Source organism: Weizmannia sp. FSL K6-3076, from assembly GCF_038007245.1.
GTDB classification, from domain to species: Bacteria; Bacillota; Bacilli; order Bacillales; family Bacillaceae_C; genus Weizmannia; species Weizmannia faecalis.
The window spans coordinates 1,404,403-1,422,082 of record NZ_JBBOWU010000001.1 but is presented as its reverse complement, the minus strand read 5'-3'; the positions used below and the strand labels follow the sequence as shown (position 1 = coordinate 1,422,082).

The window sequence follows — 17,680 nt, the reverse complement described above, 5'->3', positions numbered from 1 at the left end:
TTCTTTTCGGAAATATCAAGCGTATCTTGAAAATGGGAAACATCTTTTGTGCGTTCGCTGGCTCGCCCTTTTTCCTTTCAAAAAGCATGTTTCCGGCTGCCGCCCATTCCTTCCCGCAGCCCGGAAAGCGGCGAGATAGATGCCATGCTTCCGGACAAAACGGGACGCTTACCAAAATGTTTACTTGTCTTTTCCTTCCTGCAGCTCGGAAAGATAGTTCCAGCGTTCAATAAGGCCTTCCAGCCGCTCGTTTTCTTCTTCGAGCGCTTTTGAAATGTCCTGGGCCCTGACAAAATCGGAGCCGGCTTGTTCCAATTGTTCGTTCAGTTCGGCAATGGCTTGCTCGCATGCTTCAATTTTTTCGTCTATCTCTTCCCATTCCCGCTGCTCATTGTAAGACCATTTTTTTCGTTTCGGTTCCCGTTTAGGCTTTGGCACATCCATTTTTTCCTCCTGTGCCGGCGTTTCATGCGCGATTTCGAGGTAGTCGCTGTAACGGCCAAAAAAGCGGCTGATTTTGCCACCGCCTTCAAAAATAAGCAGCTGCTCCGCGGTTTTATCAAGAAAATAGCGGTCGTGTGAAACCGAGATGACGACGCCTGGAAACGCTCCGATATAATCTTCAAGCACGGTAAGCGTCTCCGTATCGAGATCATTCGTCGGTTCGTCCAAAAGCAGCACATTTGGCCGCGACATCAGAAGCCTGAGCAAATACAGCCTGCGCTTTTCGCCGCCCGACAGTTTTCTGACCGGGGTGCCGTGCGTGTGCATGTCAAAAAGAAATCTTTCCAGCATTTGCGCGGCGGAAATCGTTTCCCCGTCTTTTGTTGTCACCGTATCCCCCGCTTCCCGTATATACTCGATCATCCGCTTATCTTCATTCATGCCTGGCGTTTCCTGACGGTAATACGCGATTTTGACGGTCTGCCCGGTGAGGCGTTCCCCGGAATCGAGCGGAATCCTGCCAGCGAGAATGTTCATCAAAGTTGATTTTCCGCTTCCATTTTTCCCGACGATGCCGATCCGGTCACCCGGCTTTACGAGCAGGTTGAAATCCTTTAGAATCGTCTCTGAACCGAACGCTTTATTAGCATGCTGCAGTTCAAAAACCTGTTTGCCGAGGCGGCTGCCGGACAAAGCGATATCGGCTTCCTGCTGCCGGGGGCTTTTGCCGAGGCTGGATTCCAGTTCTTCAAAACGCCCGATCCTTGCTTTTTGTTTTGTCGAACGTGCCTTTGCCCCGCGCTTCATCCAGGCAAGCTCCCGCCTGTACAAATTTTTCCGTTTTTCTTCCTGCTGCAGTTGCGCTTCTTCCCGCTGCGCTTTTGCTTCCATAAAATCCTGGTAATTCCCTTTGTAGCTGTATATTTTTCCGCCGCTAAGTTCGAAAATCCGTTTTGCCGCCCGGTCGAGGAAATAGCGGTCATGTGTCACAAACAGGACAGAGCGGGGATATTTTGCAATAAATGCTTCCAGCCACTTGACAGCCGGATAGTCGAGATGGTTGGTCGGCTCATCCAAAATCAACAAATCGGGTGTTTCCATTAATACCCGGGCAAGGGCGACCCGCTTTTTCTGTCCGCCTGACAATCCCGAAATTTTTCTGCCCAAATCGCGGATGCCAAGTTTTGAAAGAACCGTCTGTGCATTGGCGCCGGCTTCCCATGCACCGGCGGCATCCATTTCTTTTTGCAGCCGGAACAATCGATCCTGTTTGCCTGCATTTCCCGGATCCTTCCCGACTTCAAGCAGCGCCTCTTCATAGGAACGTAAAAGCGCCATAATTGGAGACTCGCTTTTATATACCTGTTCAAGGACCGTGAAGGCCGGATTCAGTTCAGGCTCCTGCGGCAAATAACCAATGGTATAATCGTTCGTCGTGCTCAGTTCCCCGCTATCCGCTTCATCCTGTCCCGCAATGATTTTCAGCAGGCTCGATTTTCCGGTGCCATTGACGCCGACAAGGCCGATCCGTTCCTGTTCCCCGATGTGGAAAGAAAGATCACCAAACAGCACTTTTTCCCCGTAAGATTTTGTCAGTCCCTGGGCTTGAAATATTTTCATCGTTCAACATTCCATTCTTTGAAAAATTCCTGTAAAAACTGCTCCATAAAGTAGTGGCGTTCTTCTGCAAGTTTTTTCGCCGCCTCAGTGTACAGCCTATCTTTTAAAAGTAATAGCTTTTCATAAAAATGATGGATCGAGGAAGTTTTCCCGTTTCGATATTCTTCTTCAGTCATTTGTTTTCTCACCGGCAGTTCCGGGTCATAGAGCGGCTGACCCTTTTTTCCGCCGTATGCGAATGCGCGAGCGATCCCAATTGCCCCGATTGCATCCAACCGGTCGGCATCACGGACAGCCATTGCCTCAAAATGCACCAGTTCTGTTTCATTGCCGCCTTTAAAAGAAATGCTTGCAACGATATTTTGAATTTGCTCTTTTTGATATTCCGTTAACGGGAGGCTGTTTAAAAAGGCCTTCAGTTTTTTCGCCCCTTTCTGGTTGTCCGCGTTCAGCTTTACGTCCGGAATATCGTGCAAAAGGGCGCTAGCTTCAATGATAAATCGATCACCTTTTTCCTCTTTTTCCGCAATATAAAGTGCAAGCCCGCGGACACGCCTAATGTGGTGCCAGTCATGACCGGAAGCATCTCCGCTGTGGAAAGCGCGGGCGAACTGTTCAATCTGTAAAAGAACCGGATGTTTATACATAAAATCCCCTTTCTTTGTCCTTCATTTTATCATGTTTTTTGGGCAAGCAAGCCAAAAGCTGCACGACGGGGCGTGCAGCTTTTGTTAGACCCTCATCCGGTGCAAAGTCTTCACGGCATCTGAGGGCATCTTAAGCAAATCATCCATTAAATCTTCCGTTATTAGCCGGGCAAAATCGATGGCAACTTCTTCGGTTACACCCGAGCGTGATGAGCGGACAGTCCTTTCCTCGATGCGGCGCCGGTTGCCGTTTCCCCATGCGGAAAAGATAATCTGTTTATAATCAGCGGATCGGTCTCTGTTTTTCCAGGAAAAAGTTACGGCCGCACTGGCACCCGCTTTGGCACCGGACGCGAGATCCAGTATTTCCGCCGCCAGCTGCCCGAGCGAAGCCGAAAGACAGATCGTTACGCTTGCTTCCTGCCATTCCGGAAGCTGAAGCGTAATGCGGTATTCCCGGGACATTTCCGCCAGGTCGACCAGGTCTTTTCTTCCGGTGATGGATGCTTCCCCTCGTAAATCAAGCTCATAGGCAGCACCTTCGAATACAGTCTTCATATTTTCAAAAGCAGTTGGGTCAAACATCGCCTGTCCCCCGTTTAAAAGAGCCCGGATGCGCGGCCGTCCGCATCAACATCCATCCGGTAAGCGGCCGGTTCTTTCGGAAGACCCGGCATGGTCAGAACGTCTCCTGTCAGGGCAACGATAAACCCGGCGCCAAGCTTCGGGACAAGTTCGCGGACATGGATCGCAAAATCATACGGACGACCCGTTTTGTGCGGGTCATCGGATAAGGAATACTGCGTTTTTGCAATGCAAACAGGAAGATGTCCCCATCCGAATTGTTCAAATTCGTGGATTTGTTTTTGCGCCTTCGCGGAGAATTCGGCACCGCGGCCGCCATACACCTGGCGCACAATCGCCTCTATCTTTTCTTCAATGGTTGATTCAAGCGGGTACACCGGCCTGAATGTATGCGGCTGTTTGGCGGCTTCCAGCAGTTTGGCCGCAAGATCTATGCCACCCGCGCCCCCTTTTTCCCACACTTCCGTAAGCGACACGGGAATGCCGCGTTCACTGCACCATTTTTCTAAGACAGCAATTTCCGCATCACTGTCTGATATAAACTGGTTGATGGCAACGACAAACGGCAGACCGAATGAAGCGATCGTTTCAACATGTTTTTGCAGGTTTAAAAGCCCGGCTTCAAGAGCCGCAATATTTTCTGCCGCCAAATCTTCCTTTGACACCCCGCCGTGCATTTTTAAGGCGCGGATGGTGGCGACAATCACAACGCCGTCCGGCTTCAGGCCGGCCGCCCGCGCTTTAATGTCGAGGAATTTTTCAGCCCCGAGATCGGCACCAAAGCCGGCTTCCGTGACGACATAATCGGCTAGTTTCAAAGCGGTTTTGGTCGCCATCACGCTGTTGCAGCCGTGCGCTATATTGGCAAACGGGCCGCCGTGGACAAGGGCCGGTGTATGTTCGATCGTCTGGACAAGATTCGGTTTTAAGGCATCTTTCAGCAATAAGGCAATCGCGCCTTCGATTCCGAGGTCACCGACGGTTACGGGTTTCTTTTCGTAATTGTAGGCTACAACGATGTTCGCAATCCGCCTTTTTAAATCTTCGAGATCTTCCGCCAGGCATAAAACGGCCATCAGTTCAGAAGCCACCGTAATGTCAAATCCGTCTTCACGGGGCACACCCTGGCCGGGACCGCCGAGGCCGACAACCACATGGCGCAGCGCCCGGTCATTTAAATCGACCGCCCGCTTCCAGACAATGCGGCGCTGGTCAATCTGCAATGGATTTCCCTGGTGGATATGGTTGTCCAGCAAAGCGGAAATGGCATTATTGGCAGCGGTAATCGCATGAAAATCGCCTGTGAAATGAAGATTGATCTCTTCCATCGGCAAGACTTGTGCATAACCGCCGCCCGTTGCGCCCCCTTTCAGCCCCATGACCGGTCCGAGTGATGGCTCCCTTAAGGCAATCACGGTTTTATGGCCCAGCTGTTTTAATGCATCGCCGAGTCCGATTGTGACGGTTGACTTGCCTTCCCCAGCCGGCGTCGGATTGATGGAAGTGACAAGAAATAATTTTCCGTCTTTTTTGGTTTTAAGCTGCTTGATTTTTTCATATGTAATTTTCGCCTTGTATTTCCCGTAATATTCAAGGTCTTCTTCTGCAAGCTGCACGGTTTCCGCAATTTCTTTGATCGGTTTCAGCGAAGCATGCTGTGCAATATCAATATCCGTCTTTCCAATCGAATGGCTTGGCAATGTCAAATCCTCCGCTTCATCAAAAATCTGCTTCCATCTTCTATTCTACATACCCCTGTAGCCCATTGCACCTGAAAAAAGGATTTTTTCACCCATACCGGAAAATCGTTTGGCTCTAGCCCTAATTTTCTGCATAAAGGCGCCATGCGAAGTTTGTTTTCCGGCTGGCGGGAAAGAGCCCTGCTTGCATCAAGCAGGGAGGGTTCTAAATCCTGATGCGTGCCGGCAGACAGCCTTTTAGGCAACATGCCCCATCATCCGGTGCATAAAAAGGAACCAGCACCCATTTCAAGGGCAGGGAGGCCGGAAAATTCAATCCTCGTTTTGTGCCTGAAGCCGCTTCAGGTCGTTCACCCGGCCCGGATCTTCCTCAAAGTATTGGACAAGGTCTCCGATCCGGTCAATGGAATTCCAGCTCAGGTGATGTTCAATTCCTTCTACATCTCTATAAATATTTTCTTCGTCGACCCCGATGATCCTTAAAAACTGTTCAAGCAAATGATGGCGGTCGACGAGCCGTTTTCCAATTTTTTTGCCTTTAGGGGTGAGGACCAGTCCGCGGTATTTTTCATAAACAAGATAATCATCCTTATCCAGCTTCTGTACCATTTTCGTGACGGATGAAGGATGAACGGAAAGCGCTTCTGCAATATCAGAAACACGCGCATATCCTTTGCTTTCAATCAGAATAAAAATCTGTTCAATGTAGTCTTCCATACTAGGTGTCGGCATCCACGGGCCCCCATTCTTACAACAAATATTGAGTCTGCCGGTACAATAACAATACCATCAGTTTACTATAATCACGGATGATGTACAAGAATTCCTGAAAAAAGCTGCGCCAGTTTTAAACCGCTTGCAAATTTAAGAATTCACAACAATTTTCCCTCATTTTTGATTCGTTTGTCTTGACTATCCATACCGGATGGAGTATATTAATTATAACATTAAACAAGTGATTTCCCAGACCTTGATGGCGGTTTTTCATCTGTTTAATGCAACATTTTTTGGCACGAACGTGCTTTTGATTTAGGAGGATTAAGAAATGCAAAACGGTAAAGTAAAATGGTTCAATAACGAAAAAGGCTACGGGTTCATTGAAGTTGAAGGTGGAGACGATGTTTTCGTTCATTTCACCGCTATTCAAGGTGAAGGATTCAAAACATTGGAAGAAGGCCAAGCTGTTTCTTTCGACATCGTTGAAGGCAACCGCGGACCTCAGGCAGCGAATGTAACAAAACTTTCATAAATCATAGAATGCAACGAGGCTGGCTTTTATGCCAGCCTTTTATTTTTCTGCATTTGTGTAAGTCCTCACAATACCGGATTGTGGCATTTTTCCGGTTGTTGCATCAGTATACTGTTTACAGTCTGCGATGTCTTCCGCCACGCCTGTTGTCTGAGCCGACTTTGTTCGATTTAATACGGCAAGACGGGCAACCGTTTTCGGGTGCCGCCTGTTTCCCGCATTTTGTAACACCCGTCACGATAACCGGTCGCCGTATTTTTTCAGCTTTTCGCCTACCGTGCATTGCCGGATGCAAAACTGGTGGGCATATTTTTTCCCACGTGTTTTCCGGAAATGCGATTTTAAAAAACAGCCTTCACAATACGTCTTTAATATTTCATCCACTTCCCGGATGAGTTGTTTTCTTTCCATCTTTATCCCTTCTTTCTTTCCGCCAGCTTTCCCATCCGCATTGCACGTGCATTTATCCATTGCGGCACGCCTGACTTTCCCGGGGATCCCTTTATCAAAATTTCCCCGAATTTGGGCATGCTATAACAAGAGGTGATCAGGATGGCTAAAAAAGACAATACAAACCGCGGTAAAGCGGCAAATTCCGTTACGCCGCAAGGAATCGCACAGGATGCGGCATTCGCGCCGGACCCAAAAACAACCCTTGAAAACCGCGCGAAAAAGTCCAATACAAAAATCTGACAATCGCAAAACGGAGAAGAAAAACAGCATTCTTGTCCTGAATGCTGTTTTTCCACTTTCCGTCCCCAATTAAACCGGGCAAAGTGGTTAAGAAATGAAGCTTGCGTTTATCCGCGCTGTAACCAAATGGCGTTTTACCATTTTTAATTCCAGTTCCTCCATCAGTTCCATAAACGTTTCAGGAATCTGGCCAAACCGCGCTTCTTCCAAAGAAAAAGCCACAGGCACATCACAACGGATTTCAGCAAGTTTTCTGCTCAGGTGCAGCATCTCCAATCCCGCTTCGATTTTTTTCTGCTGCGACGGGGTGAGCTCCCCGAGATGCCCCAAAATGCCGCTGATGTTTCCAAACCGGCTGACGAGCTTAAACGCTGTTTTTTCACCGATCCCCTTCACACCCGGATACCCGTCGCTTGCATCGCCCATCAGCGCTTTTACATCGATAAACTGCCGCGGCGTCACCCCGTATTCGTCCATAAACGCCGCCTTTGTATAGGTTTTATAATTTCCGAACCCTTTTTGGAGGAGATGGACTTCCACATGGTCATCCAAAAGCTGCAAGATGTCGCGGTCGCCGGTCAAAATGGAAATATCCGCCTCGTCTTTGAACCGGCTGCTAAGGGTGCCAAGACAGTCGTCCGCTTCATACCCGGCCACTCCGACATTTGGAATTTCAAAAGCTTCCACTGTTTCTTTCGCCAGGTCAAATTGCGGCATCATCTCAACCGGCGGGACGTCCCGGTTTGCTTTATATTCACCGTACAGGTCGTTGCGGAACGTTTTGCTCCCCATATCCCAGCAAACGGCCACATGCGTCGGTTTTTTGTTCTCAGCCGCCAAAAGCAAATGGCGCAAAAAGCCCTGCACGCCGTTTGTCGGCATCCCTTTAGAATTCACCATAAACTGCCCCGTCACGGCAGTGGCATAAAAAGCCCGGAAAAGGAGCGCCATCCCGTCAATTAAAAGCAAATGCGGCCTCTTATTCATGCGATCACCTCATCAAATATCATCCTGTTATTATAACACAACCAGCAACTGGCCGCATTGAAAAAAGGCGGTTCTAAACGGGCGAACCATTGTGCCCGGTTGAAATCCAGCCGACCGTAGATCAAAGCAGGGAAAAATTCAACTGGGATCTACAAGATTTTCTTCCATCAACCGGTCGAGCGCGAGCAGGACGGCCATTTTGACATGCGCATACGTAAGGCCGCCCTGAACATAGGCGGTGTATGGCGGGCGGAGCGGGCCGTCGGCGGAAAGCTCGATGCTTGCCCCCTGGATAAACGTGCCAGCTGCCATGATGACATCGTCCGCATAACCGGGCATATCACTCGGATATGGCGTCACATAAGAATTCACCGGTGAAGCAAACTGGATCGCCTGGCAAAAGGCGACCATGCTGTCCGGGTCGCCAAATTCAACGGACTGGATGAGGTCCGTCCTCGGCGCATCCCATTTCGGATACGTATTCATCCCGGATTTTTCCAAGATTGCCGATGTAAACACCGCACCTTTTAATGCCTCTGCCACCACATGCGGCGCCAGAAAGAAGCCCTGGTACATCTCAAGAAGGCTGTAAAGCGATGCTCCTGCTTCCGCGCCAATTCCGGGAGATGTCATCCTGTAAGCGCAGCTTTCCACCCATTTTTTCTTCCCGACAATATAGCCGCCCGTTTTCGCAAGCCCGCCGCCCGGATTTTTGATAAGCGAACCGGCCATTAAATCCGCGCCAACATGGCATGGCTCCTTCTCCTCTACAAATTCGCCGTAGCAGTTGTCGACAAACACAACTGCATCCGGCTTGATTTCTTTTACAAAGCGGATCATTTCCCCGATCTCATCCACTGTAAACGAAGGTCTTGACGCATATCCTTTTGAGCGCTGGATCGCAACCATTTTTGTATGGGGATGGATCGCTTTTCTTACCGCTTCAAAATCGACCGTGCCGTCTTCCTTCAAGTTTACATAATTATAGGTTATGTTAAACTCCTGCAGCGAACCGTTACCGCTACCGTGCACCCCTGTAATTTCATCAAGCGTATCGTACGGCTTTCCGGTTATGTATAACAATTCATCCCCCGGGCGGAGGACGCCGAAAAGCGAAATCGTAATCGCATGTGTCCCGGAAATGATTTGCGGGCGGACAAGCCCGGCTTCCGCGCCGAAAACATCGGCATATATGTTCTCAAGTGTTTCCCTGCCGGCGTCATCATAGCCGTATCCGGTCGACGGATAAAAATGCGACTCGCTCACTTTATACTTTTGAAAACTTTGCAAAACGCGGAACTGGTTCTCTTCCGCCCGTTTTTCTATTGCGCTGTGGACCGGGCGGATTTGGCGCTCGGCCTCTTCTGCCATTTGCCTGAGTTTGGCACCATGAGTCAAATACTGGTACATTTTCTACACCTTTCCGTTCAAAATATGGGGTGCATGCAAGGCAACCCGCTGCATGCACCCGCGCGCAAGGTTTTTATTCAGCATATTGTTGTATCGCGCCCAGAACCGGATGGCCTGGAAGCGCATATCCCTTGCACTGGTATGCCTCATTTTCTTCTTTAAAAATTAGTTCTCTTAAAATGGTATCACTTTTTAAAACTGAAAGCAGCTTTCCTTCTGTTTGCGGGACAAGCGCGCGATACGGCACCATTTCGGCCAACACTTGTTTTTCAATTTCCAACAGCAGCCGGTGGATGTCTTTTTCGTCTTTCGCGCTGATCATGATGCTATTTTGTGCATTGGGCACGAAATGGCTGTCTTTTATATCCATTTTATTGTAAACGGCAAGCTGCGGTAGATGGTTCATTTCCAGTTCGGAAAGCAGGCGCTGCACCGTTTTTTGATGGTTGTCATAATCCGGGTTGGAACTGTCAATGACATGCAAAAGCAAATCGGCTTCCCGCACTTCTTCTAAGGTCGAGCGGAACGCCGCAATCAGCGTCGTCGGCAAGTCCTGGATAAATCCGACCGTATCCGTCAGCAAAGCCGTATAACCGCTTGGCAACACAACTTTTCTTGTCATCGGATCAAGCGTGGCAAACAGCTGGTTTTCCTCATAAGAATTTGCGGCAGACAGGCGATTAAACAATGTCGATTTTCCGGCGTTGGTATAGCCGACAAGCGCAATTTGAAACACATGGTTCTTTTTCCGCCTTTCGCGGTACCGCTCCCGGTGGTGGACAACCGTTTCAAGCTGCGCCTTGATTTCAGAAATGCGGCGGCGGATATGGCGGCGGTCCGTTTCAAGCTGGGTTTCCCCCGGCCCCCTCGTGCCGATTCCGCCCCCGAGCCGCGACAGCTCCGTCCCGCGCCCGCCAAGACGCGGCAGCAAATACTCAAGCTGCGCCAGTTCCACCTGGAGCTTCCCTTCTTTTGAACGGGCACGCGTCGCAAAAATATCAAGGATGAGCTGTGTCCTGTCCAGCACGCGGCACTCCACCGCGGCCTGGAGATTGCGGAGCTGGCTCGGCGAAAGTTCCGCGTTAAAAACAATCAGATCAGCTTGCAGTTCTGAAACAAGCGCCTTTAGTTCCGCTACCTTGCCTTTTCCGATATACGTAGCAGCATCTACCCTGTCCCGTTTTTGTACGACTTCAAGCACCGCTTCCCCCTGCGCCGTTTCGACAAGCCGCTTCAGCTCTTCCATTGAATAGGCAAAACGGCTGTGGCTGATGCCGCTCCATTCGCATCCGACAAGAATCGCTCTTTCTTTTTTATTTTCCATTTCATCACCTGTTCCGTCCAGTATACCTGTTATCTTACCAAAAAACGCACAAGTATAACATGTCGAGGCGCTTTTTTTGGGAAACAGGGCATGGCTTCATGCGATATCGCTTTTTTACCGCCCCCATTAAAAAATGCCGGGCGCTGTTATGCCCGGGCTTACCTTTCTTGAAAATGTCTTCCCGGGCTGCTTATTTTCCGTGCGAAACATCTGGCCGAAAAAGCCGGTTTAAGCTTCCCTACGGAAAATAAGCGCCTGCTGCAAACCGCATAGGATACAGGCGTCAGTCCGGAAAAACAAGGTCACTACTGCGCAGCGTGACCAGCTCATGGCGGTCATAGCAAGCCTGCATTAACAGCCGCATCGCCTGGGCGCGCACTGACTTTTCAATTACATTCCGCACATACCGGCCGTTTGAAAAACTGGCAGGGGTGCTCGTTGTTTTGACAAAAGCCAGATGGTCGTGAAGCTTCCGTTCTGCATCCAAACTGAGCGTATACTCTTTTTCCGTCAGCATCCTTTTCCCGATATCCATGAGTTCCTCTACCGAGTAATCAGGAAAGTTGAACACGATCGGAAACCGGGAATGCAGTCCCGGATTCAGGCTCAGGAAATAATCCATTTCGTTTGAATAGCCGGCCAAAATTAAAATAAATTCGTGTTGTTTGTCTTCCATATGCTTTACAAGCGTATCGATTGCTTCTTTCCCGAAATCTTTCTCGCCGCCGCGGCCGAGAGAGTACGCTTCATCAATAAATAAAATGCCGCCGATCGCTTTTTTAATCAAATCTCTTGTCTTTTGCGCCGTATGGCCGATGTATTCGCCAACCAGATCGGCTCTTTCCGCTTCAATCAAGTGGCCTTTTGACAATACATTCATTTTATGGAACAATTTCCCGATCAATCGGGCGACAGTTGTTTTGCCGGTTCCGGGATTGCCTTTAAACATCATATGAAGGGCCTGCTTTCCCGTTTTTAACCCGGCGGCTTCCCTTTTCTTGTTAATATAGATCCAGGCATAAACTTCTTTAACCATTTTTTTGATTTCTTCCATTCCGACGAGCGTGCCAAGTTCATCTTCAATTTCTTTTAAAATTTCATGTTCTGCTGATAAATCTTTTTTGCCGGTTTCTATTTTCGGCTGGGGAATAACGGCCTCCCTTTGGCCCGCATGGAGGACAATATTGATCTGGCCGTTATTTTTCATACGAATCGGTTGATCCATCACCGCCACCTCGCATTCTACAGACAATATACGCGGATTGGGCCGGGAGTGTGACAAATGCCCACGTACAAAAACTTGTTGTCCGGCATAAGAAAACCGGTTGTTTTTCAAATCCGCACCGGTCGAAAATCAGCACCATCCAAAATGGCGGGGGAAATTGTCGGTTTTTGCGCTTTCCCGAGAAATAATGATCTGTATCAGTTTATGTTTCAGAAGCGGATAACAGTACACATATTTAAAATGCCCGGCAAGCTGCCGGACATTTTGTTTTAATTTTCCTCGAAATTGATTTGAACATTTTTTTGCGGCTGGAACGTTGAAATCGCATGTTTGAAAACGAGTTGCTGTTTGCCGTCTGTTTCAATCAGCACGGTGAAGTTATCAAAGCCTTTTACCTGGCCGCGAAGCTGAAAGCCGTTCATCAAAAAGACTGTGACAACCGTACCGTCTTTCCGCAATTGGTTTAAGTACTGGTCCTGAATATTGATGGCTTTGTTCATTGCGAATCCTCCTCTTTCTCTCTATTTTAACCTGCTCATGACTAAAGCCGCGAGATTCCTGCAAACGCCGGTGGATCTCCGGTGATTTTAGCAGGCAGCCCCCGCAGTTTCTGCGGTTCGGTGCCCGGAGCATCTCATGACTGAAGTCACGCGTGTTCCTGGCTATACTCTATATTATAAACTATTCGATTTTAATTGTAGCTTTCCTGCTATGAAAGCGGAAATTTCTTCAAATTTTTTTTCCTTTTCTTCCTCTTTTGTCATGTCAAACCACTCAATTTCCATCTTATTGCGGAACCAGGTAAGCTGTCTTTTGGCAAAACGCCTTGTATTTTGTTTTAAGCGGGAAACAGCCTCGTCAAGGGTCATGCGCCCGTCAAAGTAATCGTACAGCTCTTTGTAGCCGATCGCCTGGATGGACTGGACACCGCGCAAATTTTTGTCATACAACTTTCTCACTTCCTCGATTAAACCGCGTTCCATCATTTGATCGACCCGTTCGTTAATGCGTTGATACAGCTTCTCCCTTTCCATCACAAGCCCAATGAGCGCCGCACAATAAAGCGGTTCATCCTGTTGCTGTTTCTTGTAGTCTTGCATCGTCCTACCGGAAAAATGGCATACTTCCAACGCCCGGATCACCCTTCTGACATTATGAGGATGAATCTTTGCGGCACTTTCCGGATCGGTTTTTTCCAGTAATTTATAAAGCGGGCCGGGCCCTTCCCGCCTTGCAATCTTTTCAAGTTCCGCGCGGTATGCCGGGTCTCCGGCAATGTCCGAAAAACGGTAATCGTATAAGACAGATTGTATGTAAAGCCCTGTGCCGCCGACGATCATGGGCAACTTGCCGCGGGAAGCAATATCGCTTATTTTTTCCCGTACCAGTTGCTGGAATTCAGCAACCGAAAAAGACTCATCCGGATTTTTAATGTCGATCAGGTGATGGGGAATCCCTTCCATTTCAGCCTGCGTAATTTTTGCTGTGCCGATATCCATGCCTCTGTATACTTGCATCGAATCGCCGCTGATGATTTCAGCATTGAATTTTTTCGCGAGGCGGATGCTAAGTGCCGTTTTTCCTGATGCTGTCGGGCCGATCAGTACGATCAGTTTTTGTTTTGCCATTCGTACCCTACCTTTTATGCCGGAGATTGCAGCATTCTTTAAATCCCCGGATTTTTTCGTCTCTATCGTACCATAAAACAGCAAACAGAACATCTATACAGTTTCCCTTTTTTCGGGATTTTATTAATCCTTGAAAATTCACTTACGAAAAAATATTTAAAAAAATGTGTATAGGGCTAAAGTCCTGCTTCACATCCGGTCCATTTATACTATATAATAAGGATAATCATTATGATCTATGTAAGGCAGGTTGTTTCGTATGGTTAAAAATGACGAACGCATCATTTTCATCATGGAATTAGGGCGGCTTTTGGATGAATACCACAAATGCCCGTATGAGGCTGTAAAAAAAAGTATATATGAAGATATCGTTTTGCTCAGGCATGCCATTGACCCTGATGCAAACGATATGCCTGCCAGCTCCGCAAAAAAACCATCTTAAGCACAACCGCCTCCAAAACACGCTCATGCTGCCTTTTCTTCAAAACTGTTTTTCTAATCTTCTTATTTTTCTCCGAAAGGGATGTTTGCATGGAAAAAACGAATCAGCATCTCATACTTGCCTCTGCCCATCTGTCCCGCAATATTTTCATCCTCCGCGAACAATTGATGCAGTGTGCCAAACAAAACGGCATGAACCACCCGGAAACGATCCGTCAAAGCCAATTATTGGACAAACTGATTTATGAATACCAGCTGGGCATGCTCGCACAAAGCAAAGACGGCTCTTTCCATGATTAATTCCTGCCAACCGCTCATTACCCTAAAACCAATACCAGTCGCTGCTTTTTTTGCATGCCGTTGTCATGGTGGCCCGTCAGCCGTTGCCTCCTGGAAAAGTGGACTCCGGCATGGCGCTTGCAATCGACGAGGAAACAAAAGGACTTGTACGGCCCGTGATTGAAAGCAATCTGCGCCTTGCAAAACAAATGAGATGTCATACCGCATCGAATGCGGCACCAGCGGAAGATGAGAATCAGCCGGCGCATATTTTCAGGTCAGAGATGAATTCCTATGGATTGGATTAAAAATGCAATATATAATGGATGGTGATAGAAATTACCCCGAAGAAGAAGATCATCAAAACCATTTGGAAGGAGATTGACAATGGATCAGAAGCTGGATCTTATCCTTAAGAAGCTAAGCTCACTGGAATCGGGTCAGAAAGAACTGAACGAAAGATTGGAAGTTATGGAATCCGGTCAAAAAGAACTGGGACAAATTGTCAGAGCCATACGCGACCGCCAGGAAGAAACAGATGCAAAGATTGATGCCCTATCAATGGATGTCCACCATGTCCACGGTGAGATTGCAGGCGTCAAAGATGAAATCAAAGATCTTCGTAATGGTGTCATTTTTGTAAATAGAAAAGTTGCAGACGCAGAATTCGAAATTAATATGATGAAGCAAAATAAAAATCAGTGACCAAATCGTATATGTAAAGGAAGTTGCCCCTCTGTAAAGTCATTTGCAGATGAAAATCGGATGAATGCATGGAAACCTAAGTCGATTTGATAGATATGTATTCTATATTCTTTAACACGATGGTGTCCAATTGCTCATACCGAAGTTGTTCCGTCCACTACAAGAATTAGGTATATATGGAAGTTATAACATCTTTTTCATTGGTGACTATATAAAATCATTTAAGTGAACTTGGAGGAGAATTATAGCGAGAAAAATCATTTCAGTCGCAGTTGCTTCCGGCCTAATTTTCGGAGTATCGTTTGCTGCTTCTCATGATGTTGATGCGGCAAAGGCAAAGACTTATGCCAACTGTAAAGCCTTGAATAAAGATTACAAAGGCGGCGTTGCAAGAAGTAAAAGCGCAAAAAACAAAGGTGGAAAGACACACTATAAGCCATACGTTTCAAAAGCACTGTATGACAAAAATAAAACAAAAGACAGGGGCCATGATAATATCGCTTGTGAAAGATAGGAAAAGGCCCTCTAGGCTTTTTCTTAGAATCAAAGACGGAACCTATATGGCGTGAACAGCGATTCTAAACAAGGCGTCATCACAATGAATGACAAAAGTCAAGAATCAGAACAAAAAACTGCACCCCCTCTCGTATTATCCAAAGCACTTATCATTAACGGGCTGATGGGTCTCTAGTGGAAGATGGTATCGATACGCTAGTAAAAGGTTGAACAATACAACGATTTCAAACCTGTTTGAAATGTGATCAAACACCCGTTAAAAAGATTGAAACCCCTTGATCATCAAGGGGTTTCGCGATCCGGGAGTTACATGACCCGTTTAAACATTTTTTCGAGTTCGTACACCGAATAATGGATGATGATTGGACGGCCGTGCGGGCATGTAAACGGGTCGGATGCCATTCGGAGCGCATCGAGCAGTGCCTGGATTTCGTCATTGCGCAAATGCCGGTTCGCCTTGATGGACCCTCTGCAGCTCATCATAATCGCCGCTTTTTCACGCAATTTTTTAATATCGACTTTTTTTATAGAAAGGACATGCTCGATCATTTCCTCAATGACCTCTTTTTCCTCATTTTTCGGAAACCATGTCGGATGGGAACGGACAATGAAGCTGTTGTGCCCGAATGGTTCAAGGAAAACGCCGACCTCTTTCAGCGCATCGAGGTTCTCCTGAATTTTAATGGCTTCGTCCGTTGCGTATTCTAAAGTCAGCGGCACAAGCATTTCCTGCACTTCTTTTTTCACTTCGCCGACTTTTTCGCGGAAAAATTCATACTTGACCCGCTCCTGGGCGGCGTGCTGATCAATGATATACAAGCCGTTTTCATTTTGGGCAAAAATATACGTGCCGTGCATCTGGCCGATCGGATACATCGGCGGGATGCGGGATGCCGGCTGCTGTGCCGCGTCCTGCCCTCTTGCCTCTTCAACATCAAATCCATCGCGCGCCGGTTCATGGATTTCATCTGGAAAAACAGAATCCAGATTTTCCCCTGAAAATGCCGGGAAATCTGCGGCCGGCTGTTCCACGCTGAGATGGGGTTCTGCATCCGGGCTTTTATCGTGCTGCCCCATTTCCGTTTCCTCCGGCCGGGGCGATGGGTGCGGCGCAACAGGCGCGGAGAAAGCTTTCGGAGTTTCCGGTTCCGTTTTTCCCGGCAAATGGTCAAGCTGGAACGACACCTGTTCCTGTTTTGGTTTTTCTGCTTGCCGCACCATGCCGGACGGAATCAATTCCTGCTTTTTGAAAGCAGCTTTAATCGCGCCCGTAATCGCCCGGCACAGCTCCTTTTCTTTGCTGAACCGCACTTCAAGCTTGGCCGGGTGAACATTCGCATCGACTAAAACCGGATCCATTTTTAGCGACATCAACACAATCGGGTAGCGGCCGATCGGGAGCAGTGTATGATAACCTTCTAATATGGCCTTTACAAGCGCATAATTTTTGATAAACCGGCCGTTTACCATCGTGGAAATATAATTGCGTGAAGCCCGCGTAATTTCCGGCAAAGCGATAAACCCGTTGATTTCAAAATCAAGTGTTTGACTTTGTACCGGAATCATTTTTTTGGCAATGTTCACGCCGTAAATGGCGGCAAGCACCTGACGCACATCGCCGTTCCCGCTTGTCTGAAGCAGCATCTTTCCGCCGTGGCGGAGGCGGAAAGACACCTCGGGGTGGCTGAGCGCGAGGCGGTTCACCACATCGGTAATATTGCCGAGCTCGGTATGGATCGACTTCATATACTTTAACCGCGCAGGCGTGTTAAAAAATAAATCGGTGACCGTAATTTCCGTTCCTCTCCGGCTCGGCGCCTGTTCGCGGGCCACCCATTTCCCGCCTTCAATGACCGCTTTTGTCCCGGGCCCGTTTCCGGTTGAGGTGACGATTTCAACACGGGAAACAGCAGCAATGCTCGGGAGCGCTTCGCCGCGAAAACCGAGCGAACGAATCCGGAACAGATCATGTTCGTTTTTGATTTTGCTTGTGGCGTGGCGTGAGAAAGCAAGCTCAACATCGTCAGGCTCGATGCCGGTTCCATTATCAATCATACGGATTTTTTCCATACCGGCTTCCCAGACATCAATTTCGATAACTGTGCTTTCCGCGTCGATGGCATTTTCAGCCAGTTCCTTCACGACAGATGCCGGCCGTTCGACCACTTCACCGGCTGCAATCCTGTTAGAAAGCAACTCGTCCAGTTGTGCAATTTTTCCCATCGCG

General features: G+C 48.1%; 20 protein-coding genes. 7 read left to right on the top strand and 13 right to left on the bottom strand.

What is annotated here, in order from left to right; translation table 11 throughout:
* Positions 1 to 180: 180 nt before the first annotated feature.
* From NSS95_RS06515 to mntR, 5 genes are all read right to left on the bottom strand, one after another.
* On the bottom strand, positions 181 to 2,064 hold the full coding sequence (locus NSS95_RS06515; protein WP_110133971.1) for an ABC-F family ATP-binding cassette domain-containing protein: 1,884 nt from the start codon (positions 2,062 to 2,064) through the stop codon (positions 181 to 183).
* Positions 2,061 to 2,711: an HD domain-containing protein gene (locus tag NSS95_RS06510; RefSeq protein WP_061087317.1), complete on the bottom strand. Its 651-nt coding sequence runs from the start codon at positions 2,709 to 2,711 to the stop codon at positions 2,061 to 2,063. The genes NSS95_RS06515 and NSS95_RS06510 overlap by 4 nt, the downstream gene beginning before the upstream one ends.
* Positions 2,712 to 2,795: 84 nt before the next feature.
* A complete protein-coding gene (locus NSS95_RS06505; RefSeq protein WP_061087318.1) occupies positions 2,796 to 3,296 on the bottom strand; it encodes a hypothetical protein in 501 nt (166 codons plus the stop codon).
* A gap of 14 nt (positions 3,297 to 3,310) precedes the next feature.
* Positions 3,311 to 4,996, bottom strand: a complete 1,686-nt coding sequence (locus NSS95_RS06500; RefSeq protein ID WP_328229103.1) for a formate--tetrahydrofolate ligase — start codon at positions 4,994 to 4,996, stop codon at positions 3,311 to 3,313.
* 312 nt (positions 4,997 to 5,308) lie between these two features.
* Positions 5,309 to 5,728, bottom strand: coding sequence for a transcriptional regulator MntR (gene mntR / locus NSS95_RS06495; RefSeq protein WP_014098475.1), 420 nt, complete (start codon positions 5,726 to 5,728; stop codon positions 5,309 to 5,311).
* Positions 5,729 to 6,041: 313 nt separating this feature from the next.
* On the opposite strand from mntR, the gene cspD reads away from it, so the two are divergent.
* Complete coding sequence (cspD, locus tag NSS95_RS06490; protein WP_013859190.1) at positions 6,042 to 6,245, top strand: cold-shock protein CspD; 204 nt, start codon at positions 6,042 to 6,044, stop codon at positions 6,243 to 6,245.
* A 234-nt stretch (positions 6,246 to 6,479) separates the two neighbouring features.
* Here the strand turns inward: cspD and NSS95_RS06485 are convergent, their stop codons facing one another.
* Positions 6,480 to 6,656 carry a zinc-finger domain-containing protein gene (locus NSS95_RS06485; protein WP_014098476.1) on the bottom strand — a complete coding sequence of 59 codons (177 nt, stop codon included), beginning with the start codon at positions 6,654 to 6,656 and terminating at the stop codon, positions 6,480 to 6,482.
* Positions 6,657 to 6,797: 141 nt separating this feature from the next.
* Between NSS95_RS06485 and sspL the strand changes: the two genes are divergently transcribed.
* The gene (gene sspL, locus NSS95_RS06480) at positions 6,798 to 6,938 is read left to right on the top strand and encodes a small, acid-soluble spore protein L (RefSeq protein ID WP_013859188.1); all 141 of its coding nucleotides are present in this window, start codon (positions 6,798 to 6,800) and stop codon (positions 6,936 to 6,938) included.
* Positions 6,939 to 7,025: 87 nt separating this feature from the next.
* Here sspL and NSS95_RS06475 read toward each other — a convergent pair whose 3' ends face one another.
* The 6 genes from NSS95_RS06475 to miaA form a co-directional block, all read right to left on the bottom strand.
* Positions 7,026 to 7,925 carry a 5'-3' exonuclease gene (locus NSS95_RS06475; RefSeq protein WP_340713846.1) on the bottom strand — a complete coding sequence of 300 codons (900 nt, stop codon included), beginning with the start codon at positions 7,923 to 7,925 and terminating at the stop codon, positions 7,026 to 7,028.
* Positions 7,926 to 8,063: 138 nt separating this feature from the next.
* Positions 8,064 to 9,335, bottom strand: a complete 1,272-nt coding sequence (locus NSS95_RS06470) for a methionine gamma-lyase family protein (RefSeq protein ID WP_340713845.1) — start codon at positions 9,333 to 9,335, stop codon at positions 8,064 to 8,066.
* Between the two features lie 73 nt (positions 9,336 to 9,408).
* Positions 9,409 to 10,659, bottom strand: coding sequence for a GTPase HflX (gene hflX / locus NSS95_RS06465; protein WP_340713844.1), 1,251 nt, complete (start codon positions 10,657 to 10,659; stop codon positions 9,409 to 9,411).
* Between the two features lie 283 nt (positions 10,660 to 10,942).
* Positions 10,943 to 11,884, bottom strand: a complete 942-nt coding sequence (spoVK, locus tag NSS95_RS06460; RefSeq protein ID WP_340713843.1) for a stage V sporulation protein K — start codon at positions 11,882 to 11,884, stop codon at positions 10,943 to 10,945.
* Positions 11,885 to 12,153: 269 nt separating this feature from the next.
* Positions 12,154 to 12,384, bottom strand: a complete 231-nt coding sequence (gene hfq / locus NSS95_RS06455; RefSeq protein ID WP_013859183.1) for an RNA chaperone Hfq — start codon at positions 12,382 to 12,384, stop codon at positions 12,154 to 12,156.
* Between the two features lie 174 nt (positions 12,385 to 12,558).
* Positions 12,559 to 13,512, bottom strand: a complete 954-nt coding sequence (gene miaA / locus NSS95_RS06450; protein ID WP_340713842.1) for a tRNA (adenosine(37)-N6)-dimethylallyltransferase MiaA — start codon at positions 13,510 to 13,512, stop codon at positions 12,559 to 12,561.
* A gap of 259 nt (positions 13,513 to 13,771) precedes the next feature.
* Between miaA and NSS95_RS06445 the strand changes: the two genes are divergently transcribed.
* The 5 genes from NSS95_RS06445 (at position 13,772) to NSS95_RS06425 (ending at position 15,451) form a co-directional block, all read left to right on the top strand.
* Positions 13,772 to 13,954, top strand: a complete 183-nt coding sequence (locus NSS95_RS06445; protein WP_340713841.1) for a hypothetical protein — start codon at positions 13,772 to 13,774, stop codon at positions 13,952 to 13,954.
* A gap of 89 nt (positions 13,955 to 14,043) precedes the next feature.
* The gene (locus NSS95_RS06440; protein ID WP_340713840.1) at positions 14,044 to 14,253 is read left to right on the top strand and encodes an aspartyl-phosphate phosphatase Spo0E family protein; all 210 of its coding nucleotides are present in this window, start codon (positions 14,044 to 14,046) and stop codon (positions 14,251 to 14,253) included.
* Positions 14,254 to 14,363: 110 nt separating this feature from the next.
* Positions 14,364 to 14,540 (top strand): hypothetical protein, encoded by a 177-nt coding sequence (locus NSS95_RS06435; protein ID WP_340713839.1) that lies wholly within the window; start codon positions 14,364 to 14,366, stop codon positions 14,538 to 14,540.
* A gap of 79 nt (positions 14,541 to 14,619) precedes the next feature.
* Positions 14,620 to 14,937: a hypothetical protein gene (locus NSS95_RS06430; RefSeq protein WP_071451881.1), complete on the top strand. Its 318-nt coding sequence runs from the start codon at positions 14,620 to 14,622 to the stop codon at positions 14,935 to 14,937.
* A 244-nt stretch (positions 14,938 to 15,181) separates the two neighbouring features.
* Entirely contained in the window at positions 15,182 to 15,451 is a 270-nt protein-coding gene (locus NSS95_RS06425) for an excalibur calcium-binding domain-containing protein (protein ID WP_340714050.1), read from the top strand.
* 308 nt (positions 15,452 to 15,759) lie between these two features.
* Here NSS95_RS06425 and mutL read toward each other — a convergent pair whose 3' ends face one another.
* The gene (mutL, locus tag NSS95_RS06420) at positions 15,760 to 17,676 is read right to left on the bottom strand and encodes a DNA mismatch repair endonuclease MutL (RefSeq protein WP_014098488.1); all 1,917 of its coding nucleotides are present in this window, start codon (positions 17,674 to 17,676) and stop codon (positions 15,760 to 15,762) included.
* Positions 17,677 to 17,680 lie beyond the last annotated feature (4 nt).

Bases quoted from the DNA above. Each gene is read 5' to 3' on its own strand.
- NSS95_RS06445 (WP_340713841.1), top strand. From the start codon at position 13,772: ATGGTTAAAAATGACGAACGCATCATTTTCATCATGGAATTAGGGCGG.
- mntR (WP_014098475.1), bottom strand. From the start codon at position 5,728: ATGCCGACACCTAGTATGGAAGACTACATTGAACAGATTTTTATTCTG.
- hflX (WP_340713844.1), bottom strand. From the start codon at position 10,659: ATGGAAAATAAAAAAGAAAGAGCGATTCTTGTCGGATGCGAATGGAGC.
- NSS95_RS06515 (WP_110133971.1), bottom strand. From the start codon at position 2,064: ATGAAAATATTTCAAGCCCAGGGACTGACAAAATCTTACGGGGAAAAA.
- NSS95_RS06485 (WP_014098476.1), bottom strand. From the start codon at position 6,656: ATGGAAAGAAAACAACTCATCCGGGAAGTGGATGAAATATTAAAGACG.
- miaA (WP_340713842.1), bottom strand. From the start codon at position 13,512: ATGGCAAAACAAAAACTGATCGTACTGATCGGCCCGACAGCATCAGGA.
- NSS95_RS06475 (WP_340713846.1), bottom strand. From the start codon at position 7,925: ATGAATAAGAGGCCGCATTTGCTTTTAATTGACGGGATGGCGCTCCTT.
- cspD (WP_013859190.1), top strand. From the start codon at position 6,042: ATGCAAAACGGTAAAGTAAAATGGTTCAATAACGAAAAAGGCTACGGG.
- NSS95_RS06505 (WP_061087318.1), bottom strand. From the start codon at position 3,296: ATGTTTGACCCAACTGCTTTTGAAAATATGAAGACTGTATTCGAAGGT.
- NSS95_RS06435 (WP_340713839.1), top strand. From the start codon at position 14,364: ATGGCGCTTGCAATCGACGAGGAAACAAAAGGACTTGTACGGCCCGTG.
- mutL (WP_014098488.1), bottom strand. From the start codon at position 17,676: ATGGGAAAAATTGCACAACTGGACGAGTTGCTTTCTAACAGGATTGCA.
- NSS95_RS06440 (WP_340713840.1), top strand. From the start codon at position 14,044: ATGGAAAAAACGAATCAGCATCTCATACTTGCCTCTGCCCATCTGTCC.
- NSS95_RS06510 (WP_061087317.1), bottom strand. From the start codon at position 2,711: ATGTATAAACATCCGGTTCTTTTACAGATTGAACAGTTCGCCCGCGCT.
- NSS95_RS06470 (WP_340713845.1), bottom strand. From the start codon at position 9,335: ATGTACCAGTATTTGACTCATGGTGCCAAACTCAGGCAAATGGCAGAA.
- NSS95_RS06430 (WP_071451881.1), top strand. From the start codon at position 14,620: ATGGATCAGAAGCTGGATCTTATCCTTAAGAAGCTAAGCTCACTGGAA.
- sspL (WP_013859188.1), top strand. From the start codon at position 6,798: ATGGCTAAAAAAGACAATACAAACCGCGGTAAAGCGGCAAATTCCGTT.
- spoVK (WP_340713843.1), bottom strand. From the start codon at position 11,884: ATGGATCAACCGATTCGTATGAAAAATAACGGCCAGATCAATATTGTC.
- hfq (WP_013859183.1), bottom strand. From the start codon at position 12,384: ATGAACAAAGCCATCAATATTCAGGACCAGTACTTAAACCAATTGCGG.